This window comes from Cohaesibacter sp. ES.047, from assembly GCF_900215505.1.
GTDB lineage: Bacteria > Pseudomonadota > Alphaproteobacteria > Rhizobiales > Cohaesibacteraceae > Cohaesibacter.
In genome coordinates this window covers 2,449,350-2,463,690 of sequence record NZ_LT907844.1, presented here as the reverse complement: position 1 = coordinate 2,463,690, position 14,341 = coordinate 2,449,350, and the positions used below count along the sequence as shown (strand labels likewise).

Annotated in this window: 14 protein-coding genes; 3 read left to right on the top strand and 11 right to left on the bottom strand. The window is 58.1% G+C overall.

What is annotated here, in order from left to right; genetic code table 11:
* Window positions 1-19: 19 nt before the first annotated feature.
* Together CPH65_RS11260 and CPH65_RS11255 are read right to left on the bottom strand one after the other, a co-directional pair.
* Window positions 20-1,498: an MFS transporter gene (locus CPH65_RS11260; RefSeq protein ID WP_157747636.1), complete on the bottom strand. Its 1,479-nt coding sequence runs from the start codon at window positions 1,496-1,498 to the stop codon at window positions 20-22.
* 268 nt (window positions 1,499-1,766) lie between these two features.
* Complete coding sequence (locus tag CPH65_RS11255; protein ID WP_244574596.1) at window positions 1,767-2,240, bottom strand: acyl-CoA thioesterase; 474 nt, start codon at window positions 2,238-2,240, stop codon at window positions 1,767-1,769.
* A 266-nt stretch (window positions 2,241-2,506) separates the two neighbouring features.
* Between CPH65_RS11255 and CPH65_RS11250 the strand changes: the two genes are divergently transcribed.
* The gene (locus CPH65_RS11250) at window positions 2,507-3,202 is read left to right on the top strand and encodes an SOS response-associated peptidase (RefSeq protein WP_096173551.1); all 696 of its coding nucleotides are present in this window, start codon (window positions 2,507-2,509) and stop codon (window positions 3,200-3,202) included.
* 103 nt (window positions 3,203-3,305) lie between these two features.
* Here CPH65_RS11250 and yghU read toward each other — a convergent pair whose 3' ends face one another.
* A complete protein-coding gene (gene yghU, locus CPH65_RS11245; RefSeq protein ID WP_096173550.1) occupies window positions 3,306-4,169 on the bottom strand; it encodes a glutathione-dependent disulfide-bond oxidoreductase in 864 nt (287 codons plus the stop codon).
* A gap of 261 nt (window positions 4,170-4,430) precedes the next feature.
* Between yghU and CPH65_RS23875 the strand changes: the two genes are divergently transcribed.
* Together CPH65_RS23875 and CPH65_RS11235 are read left to right on the top strand one after the other, a co-directional pair.
* The gene (locus tag CPH65_RS23875) at window positions 4,431-5,030 is read left to right on the top strand and encodes an FkbM family methyltransferase (protein ID WP_157747635.1); all 600 of its coding nucleotides are present in this window, start codon (window positions 4,431-4,433) and stop codon (window positions 5,028-5,030) included.
* Window positions 5,031-5,057: 27 nt separating this feature from the next.
* On the top strand, window positions 5,058-6,395 hold the full coding sequence (locus CPH65_RS11235) for a M48 family metalloprotease (RefSeq protein ID WP_096173549.1): 1,338 nt from the start codon (window positions 5,058-5,060) through the stop codon (window positions 6,393-6,395).
* A 142-nt stretch (window positions 6,396-6,537) separates the two neighbouring features.
* Here CPH65_RS11235 and CPH65_RS11230 read toward each other — a convergent pair whose 3' ends face one another.
* From CPH65_RS11230 to CPH65_RS11195, 8 genes are all read right to left on the bottom strand, one after another.
* On the bottom strand, window positions 6,538-7,518 hold the full coding sequence (locus CPH65_RS11230) for a zinc-binding dehydrogenase (protein ID WP_096173548.1): 981 nt from the start codon (window positions 7,516-7,518) through the stop codon (window positions 6,538-6,540).
* An 18-nt stretch (window positions 7,519-7,536) separates the two neighbouring features.
* Window positions 7,537-8,127, bottom strand: a complete 591-nt coding sequence (locus tag CPH65_RS11225; protein WP_096176363.1) for a TetR/AcrR family transcriptional regulator — start codon at window positions 8,125-8,127, stop codon at window positions 7,537-7,539.
* Between the two features lie 474 nt (window positions 8,128-8,601).
* Window positions 8,602-9,111: a nickel-responsive transcriptional regulator NikR gene (gene nikR, locus CPH65_RS11220; RefSeq protein ID WP_096173547.1), complete on the bottom strand. Its 510-nt coding sequence runs from the start codon at window positions 9,109-9,111 to the stop codon at window positions 8,602-8,604.
* 154 nt (window positions 9,112-9,265) lie between these two features.
* On the bottom strand, window positions 9,266-9,946 hold the full coding sequence (locus CPH65_RS11215; protein ID WP_096173546.1) for an ATP-binding cassette domain-containing protein: 681 nt from the start codon (window positions 9,944-9,946) through the stop codon (window positions 9,266-9,268).
* Window positions 9,933-10,694: an ATP-binding cassette domain-containing protein gene (locus CPH65_RS11210; RefSeq protein WP_096173545.1), complete on the bottom strand. Its 762-nt coding sequence runs from the start codon at window positions 10,692-10,694 to the stop codon at window positions 9,933-9,935. The genes CPH65_RS11215 and CPH65_RS11210 overlap by 14 nt, the downstream gene beginning before the upstream one ends.
* Entirely contained in the window at window positions 10,694-11,593 is a 900-nt protein-coding gene (locus CPH65_RS11205; RefSeq protein WP_197704012.1) for an ABC transporter permease, read from the bottom strand. The genes CPH65_RS11210 and CPH65_RS11205 overlap by 1 nt, the downstream gene beginning before the upstream one ends.
* Entirely contained in the window at window positions 11,590-12,654 is a 1,065-nt protein-coding gene (locus CPH65_RS11200; protein ID WP_096173543.1) for an ABC transporter permease, read from the bottom strand. The genes CPH65_RS11205 and CPH65_RS11200 overlap by 4 nt, the downstream gene beginning before the upstream one ends.
* Complete coding sequence (locus CPH65_RS11195; protein WP_244574595.1) at window positions 12,651-14,258, bottom strand: ABC transporter substrate-binding protein; 1,608 nt, start codon at window positions 14,256-14,258, stop codon at window positions 12,651-12,653. The genes CPH65_RS11200 and CPH65_RS11195 overlap by 4 nt, the downstream gene beginning before the upstream one ends.
* Window positions 14,259-14,341: the final 83 nt, after the last annotated feature.

Sequence of the window (14,341 nt, the reverse complement as noted above, 5' to 3'; positions counted from 1 at the left end):
CTAGAGACGGAGACCCGGATCAGCTTTTTGGCTTGTCTGCCCCTTCGTCATCTGTTGTGACGTCTGATTGCTCTGCAGAGACCTTTTGCTCTGACGAAACTGGGGCGCCGTCTGAAGCATCGTCCTTAGCGTCGTGTGCCTCGTCCGTCTCTTCCGGCTCAGCCTCAGTGTCCGCTGCCTCCGCTGCTTCTGTGTCTTCATCAGAGGAAATCTCTTCCTCTTCTTCGGACGGTTCCCAGCTATCGGGAACGACAACATAGCGGTCTTCTTCGTTGAGCAGTTCGGGAGAGACAACACCACCGAGGGTCGCCGAGGTGGACGCGAAATCGAAGTCGTCCTTGTCTTCGGCAACCAAGGCGTCGTTGCGCACGATCCTCACCGCCAGATAGGCGACCAGAAAAGCCAGCAGGAAGCAGGGGAAGAGGAAAAGAGCATCGACACCCATATATTGCATCAACACCGAGGTGACGACCGGACCAATCGATGACCCAACGCCGAAAGACACCAGAAGGCCTGCCGCCATGCGGACATAGCCATTTTCATTCGCATGGTCGTATCCATGCGCAGCAGCGAGCGAATAGGCAGGCTGGGTTGCCGCGCCAATCAATGCCCCGACAAACAGGAAGAGATAAAAGTTCCCAGAATCGAGCAAAGTGATCGAGATCGAGGCGAAGATGCCCAGAATGCTGATCACAAGCAGAACCAGACGCCGGTCCATCCTGTCGGAGAAGCGACCAATCGGCCATTGGCTGAGCATGCCGCCAAGCCCCAGCATCGCGGCAAAGATGGGTGCCTGGGACATCGAGTTATATCCCTTCTCCACTGCATAAATCGGCGCGAAACTCATGTGAGAGCCCACCACCACACCAATCACCAGCGCCGAAACAATGGCGGCAGGAGAGGTCTTGAAAACCTTGCGCAGATCAAGCTTGACGATGGCGATCGGAGCTGGCTGAGCCGCTTTCGTCATGGCGACGGGCATCACGGCCATCGAAATGATGATCGAGGCAATAGCAAAAAGATGAAAACTCTCCGGCCCGGCCAAGGTTGCCATGAGCTGACCGCAGGTGAAGGCAGCATAGTTCACGACAATATAGACCGACATGATCAAGCCGCGGTTCGAATTGTCGGCGAATTCGTTCAGCCAGCTCTCGATGATCAGATAAAGGCCGGAAATGCAGAAGCCAGTCATGAAGCGGAACAGGATCCAGGCTTCGGCCTGTGTAACCAACGGATGCAACAGCGCAGCAGCCGACATGGACGAGACCATGACGGCAAAGCCACGAATATGTCCGGCCCTCACCACCACGTGCGGCGTGATGATGGCACCTGCAACAAAGCCAGCGAAGTAGGCAGACGCTGCAAGACCGATCATGAAGCCTTCAAACTGAAGGGACAGTGATGCAAGCGGCACGATGGTCATCTGGAGACCATGGCCTAGCAGAAGCAGGACAACTGAAAAGAGAAGCGACGCGACGGGAGCGATCATCTGAGCCATGGCGATCATCCGAAGAACGTTGTAGCAGGAGCAAGCCTGCATAGTCTAAATGTCGGGTGGATGGATCCCTGCACCTGGTTTGCGTCAGGATACTGCGAGAAGAGCCGTTGGTCCCGTCGACAACCAGAGCGCTGCTTTGGAGACAGGCATTGGGTTGAGGGCGACCATTTCCACACCCCGTAATCTCTTTGTTTTGATTTGCATAGGGGGGATTTCAAAACTACCCTAACAATTTCCCATTTTTTCTTGGGTGTGGTTGTCAAGCCACTCACTCTTCGGGTGGCCAAGGGCGCAAGAGGTCAGCCTCAGACCATGCAGCGACCCAGTCGGGGACTGCAGCGCTCTCGTTCGCTCCGGGAATGGAGGCCATGACATCGCTGGCGAGAAGCGAGCGCCCCTTTTGCGTGACGCACGTGCGCAACAGGGCCGATGACACCGGCTCCCCCCGAACCCACATGGATTGGGCCATGTAAAACCAGCGCCCTTCGATGCCCGCAACCCTCGTGCGCATGGTCACCTTGTCGAATAACCGAACGCGGCGACGATAGCGGGTCGAACTCCCGGCTACGGCCAATCCCCATTTCTGCTTCTTCATGGCATCGCTGAAACCGGTGCGGATGGCATAATCAAACCGCCCCAGATCATAAAGGGTGAGAACCCGCCCGTTGTTCATCTCCATGAACATGTCCAGATCCCAAGGGCGGCAGATGAAAGTAATCTCGCTCGTCTTTTCAAACGGCAAGCGTTCTCTTTTCAACTGGGCTCTGGCGCTCAGTATAGTCTTGGTGAGGCGCACGACGGGATACATGATGGACGGGGCCCTTTCTCGGCCAAGACAGATATAAGCAGAAGGGATGTGGGCAGATGAGGCTCCTCACCTTCCCTTTACGATAACGGCAGTCATCTTCTACTGTATCCCTTTGTCAATGGCAAGGTTGAACCCGGCTAGGTGCCGTTGCATGATGTGCTTCATCGTGACGCGCATGCAGATGCACAAAGGAGACCAAGATGTGTGGACGCTTTATCCTGAAGGGCTCTTGGGCGGCCATCCATCAGATGTACAATCTGATCCATCCCGAGGACACGCACAGAAACGTGCCACCGCGTTACAACATCGCACCGACGCAGGAGATTCTCTATGTCGCCGATGTGAATGGCGAGCGCCGTCTTCTGTCGGGGCGCTGGTGGCTCGTGCCACACTGGGCCAAGGATCTGCAGAACGAGTATCCTATGTTCAACGCCCGTTCGGAGGAAGCGCACAAGAAACCCGCCTTTCGCGAAGCATTCAAATATGGCCGCTGCCTCATCCCGGCGGACGGCTATTATGAATGGACGAAAAGCCCGAAAGACGGCAAGAAAGATCCGCATCTGCTGCACCTGCCGGACTTCGAGGCGTTTGCCTTTGCGGGGCTCAGTGCCTTCAACGAAACCCTTGGCCTTTTCAGCTGCACCATTCTGACCGCACCCGCCGTCAAGGAAATCAAGCATATCCACCACCGCATGCCGGTGATCCTCAAGCCCGAGGTCTATGATACCTGGCTTGATCGCTCGAACGGCGTCGATGATGCCCGCGCTGTCCTCAACGAACATCGCGATCACGAACTGATCTCCTACCAGGTCGACCGAGCGGTTGGCAACAGCCGGGCAAGCGGAGAAAAACTCATCGAACCGGCCGAAGAGCCGCCTTCCCTGTTTTCGCTCTGAACGTTTGGGGAGACGTGCGGCAACAGGCAGCCAAAGAAAAAGCGCCGGAGCGGAGGCTGCCGACGCTTTTTCCATTTCAGACGACTTGCGGCCCGATCCAGATCTAGGACTGGAGCTTGTCTTCAGTGCGCAGGTCGAAATCGGATGCATCATGACGCTCGTGCAGCTGTTCGCTCAGTTCGCCTTTGACACGGTTGACCATGCGCCCGCGCTGGACAGCTGGTCGCTCAAGTATTTCGTTGGCCCAGCGACGCACATTCACATAGTCCTCGACAGAGAGAAACTCACCGGCATCATATTGCTTGCCCAGCGCTAGATTGCCGTACCAGGGCCAGGTTACCATGTCGGCGACGGTGTATTCGTCGCCGCCAAGATACCGGTTCTTGGCCAGCTCCTTTTCCAGAACATCGAGCTGGCGCTTGGCCTCCATGGTGAAGCGATCGATGGCATACTCGATCTTGAACGGCGCATAGCTATAAAAATGGCCAAAGCCGCCGCCCAGATAGGGTGCCGATCCCTGCAGCCAGAACAGCCAGTTCAGAACCTCGGTGCGATGCGCAATATCGGTGGGCAGGAAGTGACCGAACTTTTCCGCCAGATAGAGACAGATCGCGCCGGATTCAAACACGCGGATGCCGCGGTCCTTGTCGAACAGCGCCGGGATCTTGGAGTTGGGGTTCACCTCAACAAAGCCCGAAGAAAACTGTTCGCCATCGCCGATCTTGATCAACCAGGCATCATATTCAGCGTCCTTGACGCCCAGCTCAAGCAGCTCCTCAAGCAAAATCGTGACCTTTTGGCCATTGGGTGTTGCAAGAGAATAAAGCTGCAAGGGATGCTTGCCCTGCGGCAATTCCTTCTCATGTGTTGCGCCGGAAACAGGGCGGTTTATCTTGGCCCAGGCGCCAGCCCCTTCCTGATCCCAAACCCATACCTTTGGCGGCTCGTACCCATTCTGATCAGACAATGCTCTAAACCTTTCATTATCGGAGAAGCGTCAAAACGACGATCGATTGCTGTTCAATATAGGCACTCATGCCCGGACACAAAAGTCCCCATCAAGACCCGCTATTACAAAGTGGCGGTGATGCAGCCTTTAAGAGATCCAGTCCAATGGGATTTTGGTCAAAGCCACCAGGCAACTTTCCCCATGATATATTTTACGGTACGCTACACCTTTTCATACGCCCGACAATCGTCCCCTACAGGGCCCAAAAGGCTGAAGACGATGAAAAATCCCTTTGCAAAGCTCGCAGCCAAAACCACGAACAGTCTGTTCAAAAGAACCAAGAGCTATCGCGAGCTGTGCGCGCGCATCGAGTTGCTCGAACATCTCGTCATCCCGCCGATGACAGCTGATGCGGTGATCACCTTGCGGGACGGGGCGCAGTTTCATGTTCCCAATCATCAGCAGGATATCATCCAGAAACATTTGCTCAAGCTCAGAAACTATGTCGAATTCGAGATACTCGAGAGCTTGAAAAGCCGCATTCAAGAGGATGCTATCATCCTTGATATCGGCGCCAATATTGGCAACCATGCTGTCTATTGGGGCAGACACACCCATGCAAAGCACATCTACTGTTTTGAACCAGTGCCCGAGACCTTCTCAATTCTTGAGCGGAATGTCGCACTGAACGCCCTTGAAGGCCGCGTTGACTGTCATAACTTTGGACTTGGCAATTCCCCTTCGAAAGGCAGCATTGCACAGTTTAACGAGGACAATATCGGCGGCACAAAGATCAAGCCCGATGCAGACGGCACGCTGGAAATCCGGCCGCTGGAGAAACACATGCAGCGGATCGGCGCCCACCTGTTGCGCCATTAGACTGGAGAGGAGCCGGAACGCGTTGGAATCTTTCTCTCGCCTCAAGATGGCCTAAACGGTCAGGCCACGCCGTCTGGCGATATTTTCATCAGCATTCTCGCCGTTCAGAAAACCGAATCCGAGGATGAACTTGCTGCCATCATCGCGCACGAGATGGGTCACATCCTGATGGGCCACCACAAGGATGCCGAGGTGGTGCGTGCCATGACCGATGCGGGCTCTGTTGCGGCGCAGGCCTTTACCTACGCCAGCGTCGTCTCGCGCATGGACTCGCGCAAAATCGGCAAGGGATCTTACCAGTATTATCTGCCGGACAGTGAGCAGGCCGCCGTGCGTGACGATGCTGTCCACAGCGCGGCCATGCTCGTAACCGGGGTGACCTTGCTCAAGGATGTCGGATTGGCCCAGTTCGACCGCAGTCAAGAACACAAGGCAGATGCCTTCGCCGTCGAAATGCTCCTCAAAGCAGGCTATGATCCGACCGCGATGGCCGATGTGCTAGAGCATATCCGCACCGCCGAGGCCGAGGCCGAGAAACAGAGGCTGGCGCGCAACGGCAAGAAAACCAAAATCAAGAGTTTTGACTTCGACTCGGTTACCGACGTCATGATCAATGGTATTACCGGTTCGGTGTCCGAGTTGGCCCAAAAGGTCAAGCAAACGCATCCATCGGCAAAATCGCGTCTTGATCGGGTCAACAAGCAGGCAGCCAAGCTGCTCGGAGATTCGGTCCCGGCGCAACGCGAGACAAAGCGTCACAAGGCAGCCAAGTCCGCATCTTCCTTCCGCAATCTTGCATCTTTTTATCAACGTCTGCATCAGTATATCGCAGATGCCGATAACAAATCGAGCCTTCGCAAACTTGCATCCATGCTCAAAGGAGGCTTCGGCAAATCAGCAACCGCGCGCACCATGGCCTTTGCTTCGCTGAACACTTGGGATCCAGAGATAGCCTACAAGCTTCTGAAGGGAGCCCAAAACACGCAATCGGCACCAATCGGCTACTATTGCATGTTGGCTGGGGCCCATGCCCAGCACAAGAATGGCGTTGATGCCAAAAAGGTCATCGCTCGGATGCAGCGAAAGTTTCCGGTTTCCAGCACTCTGCCGACTGCCATCACGACGGCCCGGACACTCGGTGATAAAGAATGGATGACGGCTAGTATGGAGAGCTGCAAATCGCAGGGCGACAAGCAGATTCGCGACCTTTGCAAGCAAGCGTCCCAAGGGCGCCGCGCAGATGAAAAGTACCGCTCAGCCGATGGTTTGATCGGAGCTCTGGCAAATAGTGGCGATGACCAGAACCGGGGGCTGGCGCCACAAGCCTCAAACAGCAAATTCCTTGGAGGACTTCTCGGTCTCTAGGAGTCGTTCTGCATTTGCTAGCGGATTGTTTTAGCTAACTAAAGAGGCATCATCATTGACGATGCCTCTTTGTTTTTGCTTGGTCGACATTCAAAGGCAGGCAACACAGCGGTGCAAGCCGTGTTTCACCTGCCTTGCCAGATCAAGGCTTGAGCAGGATCTTGCCTGCCCGGCCCGGTGTCAGAGCCGCGGTCATGGCTTCCTTGGCTTGGTCGAGGGCGTAGATCCCGCCGGTTTCCAGTGGTAAGTCCCCCTGAAGGGCCAGCTTCACCAGCTCAGAAATCAGGTCCTTGCGCAGATCCGGTGCCATATTGGCGCTCACTTGTGCCCCCCAAAACCCCTTGATCACGATCTGCTTCATGATCAGCGGCCCGGACCCAAGCTTCATTGGCTCGCCCGTGGCGGAGCCAAAAATGACCAGCTCCCCGTCCGCAGAGAGCAGATCGATCAGATCGGCGGATATCGCCCCGCCGACAGAATCGATAGCGGAGGTGATGCGACCATCGCCGACCAGAGCGCGGGCATCGTCTTTCCACCCCTCAACCGAGGTAGAGAGCACATTCTCGATACCCGCCTCGCGCAACTCTTCGGCGGCCTCTGGACGACGCACCAGATTGAGAAGGTGAATGCCGCGCGCCTTGGTCAGGCCCACCATGATCCGTCCGACAGCGCCGTTGGACGCGGTCTGAACGATCCACTCGCCGGGCTTGGCCTGAAGGGTCTGCAACAGGGAGATGGCTGAAAAGGGCATCGCGATCAATTGCGCGCCCTGTTCGTCGCTGATCTGCTCGGGCAAGGGCAACAGGCCCGCTGTGGGCGCAATGAAGTATTCAGCCCATGACCCGTGCACACCGGCAATCGCGACACGCCGGCCAATCATCGCATCATCAACGCCTTGCCCGACCGCTTCGATGGTTCCCACGGCTTCGGAGCCGCCAATGGCTTCGGGAAGCGGCGGCTTGTAGCCATAGTCTCCACGGATGGTCCAGAGGTCGTGATTGTGAATTGGGGACAGGATGGTCTTGATCCGGACCTCGCCCTCGCCCGGAGTGGACAGATCAACATCGCGGGGTTCGAGAACATCTGCGGGGTTTCCAAACTGGTCGTGAACAGCAGCTTTCATGAGTCATAATCCTTATGGTCAGACGATCAGACGTGCCTTTATGTCTTCCAGAACCGCTTCCAGCGGGGTCTGATCGTGCGAGAGTTTCGATTGGATGGCCGCGCCCAGCAATTGCGCGTAGAGCACCTGTACTGACCTTTCCGTGGCCTCCTGGGGGTGGAGAGAGCCGTCGGCCTCCCCTTCACGCATGATGATCGCAAGTTTTCCGACGAGCGCCTTGACGCCATTGTCGAGCACCAGACGCATCGTCTCCGACAGATCGGCGACTTCGGCCCCGAGTTTGACGACAAGGCAGGTGCTCACCAGTCCCTGATGCCGATCGTGATCCAGCCATGCAGAACAGAAAGCCATAAGCTTGTCTGCGCCGCACCCGTCCCGGGTCATCAGAGCCTCGACGCGCGTCAGATAGTCTTCCACATAGTCCCGAAGCATCGCTTCGCCAAAGGCCTCCTTGGAGGGGAAGTAATAGTAGAAGGACCCCTTGGGGACCCCGCTCTCATTGAGCAACGTCGACAGGCCCATGGCGCCAAAGCCGCCCTTTGTCACGAGAGCCCGCCCCGTGGAGAGGATCGTCTGGCGGGTTACATCCGATTTTTTCATGCGTTTCATACTTGCCATATAGGGACTAATAGACCGGTCGTCTAGTGTCTGATGCAAATTAGGTTAACGCGGATGGTACGCATAACGGGCCAGAGGGCAGCTGGCATGCTGACCGCCACCCGGTTCCTACTGTGCCCGAGCTTGTGTGGCTCTTTTCAGGAAGGGCTCGACACCTGAGGCAATTTCGGGGGCGAGCAGAGAGGAGCCTTGAATGGACAGGTGATCATCATCAAAATAATAGACGCTGTCCCTGAAGGCCTGAGTGCCTCCGACCGTATTGGCGAACTCGACTCCCTAAGCGACCCAACCCGACCACGACAAGCACAAAGGCTTCGGCAGGTGTGATGACCGTGTGGGGAAGGCACGGAGTCCTGTATCAACCTTATCGGACAAGGACGACAGGGTGCTGGCGGATATCCGCAAGGGCAATATCCGCAATCCGCCCCATTGAGCACCCTCCCCCTTACCTGTCGGTTCAGCAGGTCAATGGCTATCCGGCTCGTGCTTTTTGTGCGATTTGCTGAAGCTTTGTTGCACCTGGATGTGGTGATGCGGAGAAGCGCGTTCGCCTTCGTGGACATGGTGTGTGCCACTGGCGGTCACGGGGACGAGGGAGAGCGATCCATGCGCGACCCCTCGTTCCAAAAAGAGGGTTTCGGCGGTGGAGGCAACATCACGCAGTTTTCCATGCGTGACTTCGATCTCCAGCGCGGTGGAATGATCCAGAGGAATGGAAAGGGAGGTAAGGTGCCTGTCGTGCGCATCAAGGCGGCGTTTTGCCAACCGCGCTCCGAGGTTTCGGGTTGTTTGGTCCACGGTGTAGGACACAACCCCGAGGCAGTCGGCATCCTCGGGCCCCTCCGGTCGGTCGAGCATGGCGCGGCGAACCAGATCCCTGATGGCTTCTGACCGATTTTGCGCGCCGCTTTCGCTCATATACTGGTCTAATGCTGCTGCGATTTCATCTGAAAGCGTGATGGTTATGCGCTTCATTTCTTTTCCAGACTTCCGACTGTTACCCCCGGCTCGACGCCACAACAGGAACCTAGCAGCAAACGGGCGATATCAGAAGAAGCAAAATACCACCTGCCCGCAATCCGGGCCTGACGAAGCCCCCCCCTATCGCAGTGTCTTCAGTGACTGGAACTCATCCCCTCCCTGCCATTCCACCAGAGGACGAGGCTCCGTCCCGAGCCTCGGTGCGGTCGAAACACACATCAGGCTGCAATTGTCCGCCCTGAAGCTGGAAGCTTTTGGTGCAGACGGCTTTGCGCAACCTGTCATCATGGCTGATGACGACAAGGCCGATGTGCCTCTCGGTCAGCACAGCCAACAAGGCCTGCCAGATCTGCCGCGCCGAGATGGCATCAAGCTGGGCGGTGATCTCGTCGCAGATGAGGAGGCGCGTTGTTGGCAGGATGAGGCGCGCAAGCGAAACCCGCGCAAGCTCTCCACCCGACAGCTCGCGCGCTCGTCGTCCATGCCATTCAGGCCGGATGCCAAGCCCTTCAAGGATTGTGTCATCAATCGCGCCGCCATTTTCAAGGACATCGGCAATGGACCAGCGCGGATCCACGGCCAGCTCTGGAGACTGCGGTGCCAGTTGCACGGGCGATGGCCCCTTAAGCGCGGCGATATCCGCGCCATCCCAAGAGACATGACCCGCTTGCGGCCGCAACTGACCGGCCAGAATGCGGCCAAGCGTCGTTTTTCCAACACCGGACGGACCTGCGATGCCTATCCGCGCGGTCGCCTCTACTGCAATGCTTGCCTGATCGAGGATCACGGCATCGCCAAACCGGTGGAACAGACCCTCAGCGCTGAGCATCGTATTGCCCCTCTCTTGGTGGGAGAGCAAAATCTTCCCAGGTTTGCGCCTGCCAGAGCGCCTTGGTGAACGGATGCGTCAGCGCCCCGGTGTGGAAGGCTTCCGTGTCGGTTACGTCCACTTGTCGCCCGTCCTTCAGGATCACCATTTGCCTAGCGATTTGCGCCAGCCGCGTGAGATCATGGCTGATCACAAGAACGGCCTTGCCATCTGACGCAAGAGATCCAAGAAGCGCCATAATGCGGTCGGCGGCTTCTCCATCCAGACCTGCGGTTGGCTCGTCCGCGATGATGCAGTCAGCCCCGGTTGCGAGCGCAGTTGCGAGCAGCACGCGCTTTGCCATGCCGCCCGACAGTTCATGGGGCCACAGCTTCAGGTTTGCTGGCGGCAGCCCAAGATGCGAGAAGAGCGTCGCCACATTACAATCCCGTCCGGCAAGCTTGGCAAAACGGGCGACCTGACGACCGACCGGGCTGAGTGGGTCCAAGGCATCCCGGCTTTGCGGGGCAAGCGCGAGAGTGCCGTGCTTTAACCGTGCGCCATCAAACTCCATCCGCCCCGTGATTTCGGCATTGTGGGGCAAATTGCCAATCAGCGCCTCGGCAATCAGGCTCTTACCTGCCCCCGATCCACCGACCAGCCCGGTGAGCTCCCCCCGCGGCAGAGTGAAGGACACGTCCCTGATCGGAGCCAGATGAGCCCCATCGTGCTGTCGGAACCGAACAGACAAATTTTCAACCACCAGCATCAGGCCACCCCTTCGTCTGGGTCGGATACCCGCCGCAGTGCTTCGCCGAACATCTCAAATGACAGGGCAACGAGCAGCAGGCCCAGACCGGGAAAGAAAGCGAGCCACCAAAGGCCAGATCCAAGCGCCCTTAGGGACTCGGACAGAATAACGCCGATGGATGGCAGGTGCGGCGGCACCCCGAGCCCGATGAAGGACAGCCCCGCCTCGTGCAGGATGGCATGGGGGAAGATAAGCACGAAGCCAGCAATGATCTGGGGGATGAGATGAGGCAGCAGATGTCGCCGCGCCACCCAAAGCGGACTGCGCCCGAGCCCACGCGAGACGGCCACATAATCGGACGCCAGCACCCGCTGGGTCTCGTGACGCAACAGGCGCGCAAGACGCGGCCAATGGGTGAGACCAACCCCAAGGATGACACCCTTGACGCCTCCACCCGCTGCATAGGCAACCAGCATCAACAGGACGAAATGGGGCAGGCCCAGAAACAGCTCAGTTGCGACCCCGACGATCCGGTCTGCGATGCGATTGACACTGGCCAGGAGCCCGAGAATGACAGACAGAGCCGTGGAGACAATGGCCGCAAACAGCCCGATGCCGATGGATTGGCCAAGCGCCAGCAGCGTGCGGAGCAGCATGTCCCTGCCGAGCATATCTGTTCCAAACAGATGCTCCGGGGAAGGCGATAGCATCCGCAGCGAAGGACTGACCCGCAGGTCATCAGAAGAGACAAAGAGGGAGAAGGCAAAAACACCCAATACCAATGTCAGGGCGATGAGACCGCTCAGGATAGCCTGACGCCGGATGCTCGATGCATCCTTGCGACCGACGGGGCCGCTCGCGGCTCCCTCTGGCTCAGGCCATTCATCAAAACGAGCCTTCTCGATCAAATCCGTCACGGCTTTCCCTCGCTCGTCGTTTCGATATCTGTCGATGGCATCCGCGCCCATCTGCGTCCTTTGTGCCCGACGCCCGCCTGATTGCGAAGGCGCGGATCAAGAAGATAGGCACAGATGTCCGCCAGCATATTGCCAAGGAACACCACACCGAGCGTTGCGAGGGCAACACCCATCAGCAAGGGGGCATCGGCGCCCTTGGCCGCGCGCACCGTCGCTTCGCCCAGACCGGGCCATGAAAAGACGCTCTCGGCCAGAACGGAACCGCCGATCAGCTCCCCCGCTCCTGCCAGATGCACCGTTAGCGCCGGTCCGAGCGCATGGCGCAGTCCGGACCCAATGAGCAGTGGCAAATCGCGGGCTCCATGGGCCTTGAGATGACGCGCTGCGGGGCCTTCCAGAAAAGCACGTGCCCGCGCTCTGGTGTGCAGGATAAGAGGCGCAATGCCAACGATCGAGACGGTGATGGCAGGCAGGATCAGATGGCGCAGCCTGTCGCCGAGCGTCACCTCATCCAGCGTCAGGCCCGGGGAAGCGGAACAGCAGGCAGGCAGCCAGCCAAGCTGCACCGAGAACAGCGCAATGAACATGAGCGCCAGCCAAAAGCCCGGACTGACCGCCAGCGTCACGGCAAATCCGCGAATGATCCGGTCCGGCCAGCGGCCTTTGGATGCAGCAGCAATCAGCCCCAGCGAGGTGCCAATGACAAAGGCAAAAATAAAGGCGCTTCCGATCAGAGACAGGGAGGCAGGCCAGCGGGCCATGATCACCTCGCCGACCGGTGCGTTAAAGAGCATGCTGTCGCCGAAGTCTCCCTTGAGGAGATGAGAGAGCCAGCGCAGGAATTGTTCAGGCACGGGATCATTAAGGCCCCAAGCCTTGGCAATCGCGGCGCGCTGTTCCGGCCCGACCAGAGCCACGCGCGCGCCCACATAGGCCTGCACCGGATCAACCGGCGCAAGCCTGATGAGCGTGAACAAGCCCACCATCGCCAATGGCAGCAGCCACAGGAGACGAATGAGGCGTTCACCCAACAACCCCAAGAGCCAGTGATACCGGCTCATTCACAAGTCCACTTCCAGGACGGCAGCCCTTGGGTAATTGGATAGCCATGGCCGTGGGGTTCAATCTGGACGGGGCCGATGTCGAGGCAATCGCTGATCCAGTAGGCATGGTCGATGTTGACCATCCAGGCCCACGGCGCATCGCCCTTGGCGCTAAACCCGGTCTTGCCATCCCACTGAGCGGCTTTCCACTCGGGAAGGGACGCCTTGAAGCTGGCGGCCGACTGGGCTGCATCAAGATGGGCATCGACAGTGGCATTGCGATAGAAGCCCGTGTTGTACCACTCAACCCCGGCATTGCTGCCGTGATAGAGCGCATAGATCTCTGATGGATCATGCGCCCCCCAGCCAAGGACCACAGCGCTTGCGTGCATTTCCTTGCCAATTGCATCCCAGCTCAGGCCCCGTGGTTCGGCTATGATGCCAAGCGCGCGCATCTGTTCGGCCGCGCCCAGCGCCAAGGCCTGACGCAGGGAATCCGATGCCGGGTAGATGAGCGGGAAGCGGGCTTCAAGGCCATCCTTTTCCCGGATGCCATCGCCGTTCTCGTCCTGCCAGCCCGCAGCGTCCAACGTGGCTTTTGCCGCATCGACATCGCCTCCTTCGAGGTGGGCGTCGGGATTATCCCACGGCAGACCATCAACCGGACCATAGGCCGGTGTGCCGTGCCCATTGAGCGCCAATGCGACCAATGCCGCCCGATCAAGACCCTGATTGATGGCAACACGGATGGAGCGATCAGCGGTTACATCATTCCCAATCGGTGCGCCGTCTTTTGTTTGACCGCCCGATGGAAGCATGGGGAAGGCGATACCGCGGTTATCGACTGTATCGACATATTTGACATGCATGCCACCTGGCACCTGCTCCGCGTCAGTCGGTGGAACCGCGACCAGATGCGCCGCCCCGGATCGCGCCAGATTGAGCGCCACGGCCTCTTCGCCAAACACGAAGGTCACGCGCGGAAAGGCAATCTTTTCGCCATACCAATAGGGATTGGGTTCGACGATCAGCTGCTCGCCTTCTCGCCACTCGACCATTTTGAAAGGCCCGGCGCCAATCGGGTGGCGCGCATAGTCGTCGCCATAGCTGCCTTTGGGCACAATGCCCAGTGCCACCAGATGCGAGGTGAAGGTGATCTGCGGCTTTTTGAGTTCGAATTCGACCTTATTTGGCGAAGTCGCGAGCGCCTCTTTGAGGTTCTTCATATCCGTCAACCCGCCCGCGTCTCTTGCCGCGTTGAAGGTGAAGGCAACATCCTTAGCAGTTAGCGGTATGCCATCGGAGAATTTGGCATCCTTGCGGATCGTGACGGTCCAGACGAGGCGATCGTCGGACAGGGACCAATCCGTCGCCAAACTGCCCACCATCTCAAGATCAGCATCACGGCGCAGCAGCGTTGCCTGAAACAGCGGATTGCCATACCGACCCCAGCCCATGATCGGGTCAAATCCGGTTTCCGGCTCCCCTCCCACTGCCAGAACCAGCGGCGGCGGCGCGGCAATGGCCGTCGTAACCGAGACAAGGGACGCGAAAACAGAGGCAAGCAACATCGAGCGGCGCATCATCAACTCCACAGTATGATTTTCTTTGTCATTTATCATACTGCTTTTATATACGAAAGTACGAAATGCACCTGAGGCTCAAACCTCTTCCTTTGGACCATTCCCGCTGTGGAATGCCGCTC

What these genes read in the sequence shown, in the direction of transcription:
- CPH65_RS11260 (WP_157747636.1), bottom strand. Translation starts at nt 1,498, where the DNA reads ATGGCTCAGATGATCGCTCCCGTCGCGTCGCTTCTCTTTTCAGTTGTC.
- CPH65_RS11250 (WP_096173551.1), top strand. Translation starts at nt 2,507, where the DNA reads ATGTGTGGACGCTTTATCCTGAAGGGCTCTTGGGCGGCCATCCATCAG.
- CPH65_RS23875 (WP_157747635.1), top strand. Translation starts at nt 4,431, where the DNA reads ATGAAAAATCCCTTTGCAAAGCTCGCAGCCAAAACCACGAACAGTCTG.
- CPH65_RS11230 (WP_096173548.1), bottom strand. Translation starts at nt 7,518, where the DNA reads ATGAAAGCTGCTGTTCACGACCAGTTTGGAAACCCCGCAGATGTTCTC.
- CPH65_RS11225 (WP_096176363.1), bottom strand. Translation starts at nt 8,127, where the DNA reads ATGAAACGCATGAAAAAATCGGATGTAACCCGCCAGACGATCCTCTCC.
- nikR (WP_096173547.1), bottom strand. Translation starts at nt 9,111, where the DNA reads ATGAAGCGCATAACCATCACGCTTTCAGATGAAATCGCAGCAGCATTA.
- CPH65_RS11215 (WP_096173546.1), bottom strand. Translation starts at nt 9,946, where the DNA reads ATGCTCAGCGCTGAGGGTCTGTTCCACCGGTTTGGCGATGCCGTGATC.
- CPH65_RS11210 (WP_096173545.1), bottom strand. Translation starts at nt 10,694, where the DNA reads ATGCTGGTGGTTGAAAATTTGTCTGTTCGGTTCCGACAGCACGATGGG.
- CPH65_RS11200 (WP_096173543.1), bottom strand. Translation starts at nt 12,654, where the DNA reads ATGAGCCGGTATCACTGGCTCTTGGGGTTGTTGGGTGAACGCCTCATT.
- CPH65_RS11195 (WP_244574595.1), bottom strand. Translation starts at nt 14,258, where the DNA reads ATGATAAATGACAAAGAAAATCATACTGTGGAGTTGATGATGCGCCGC.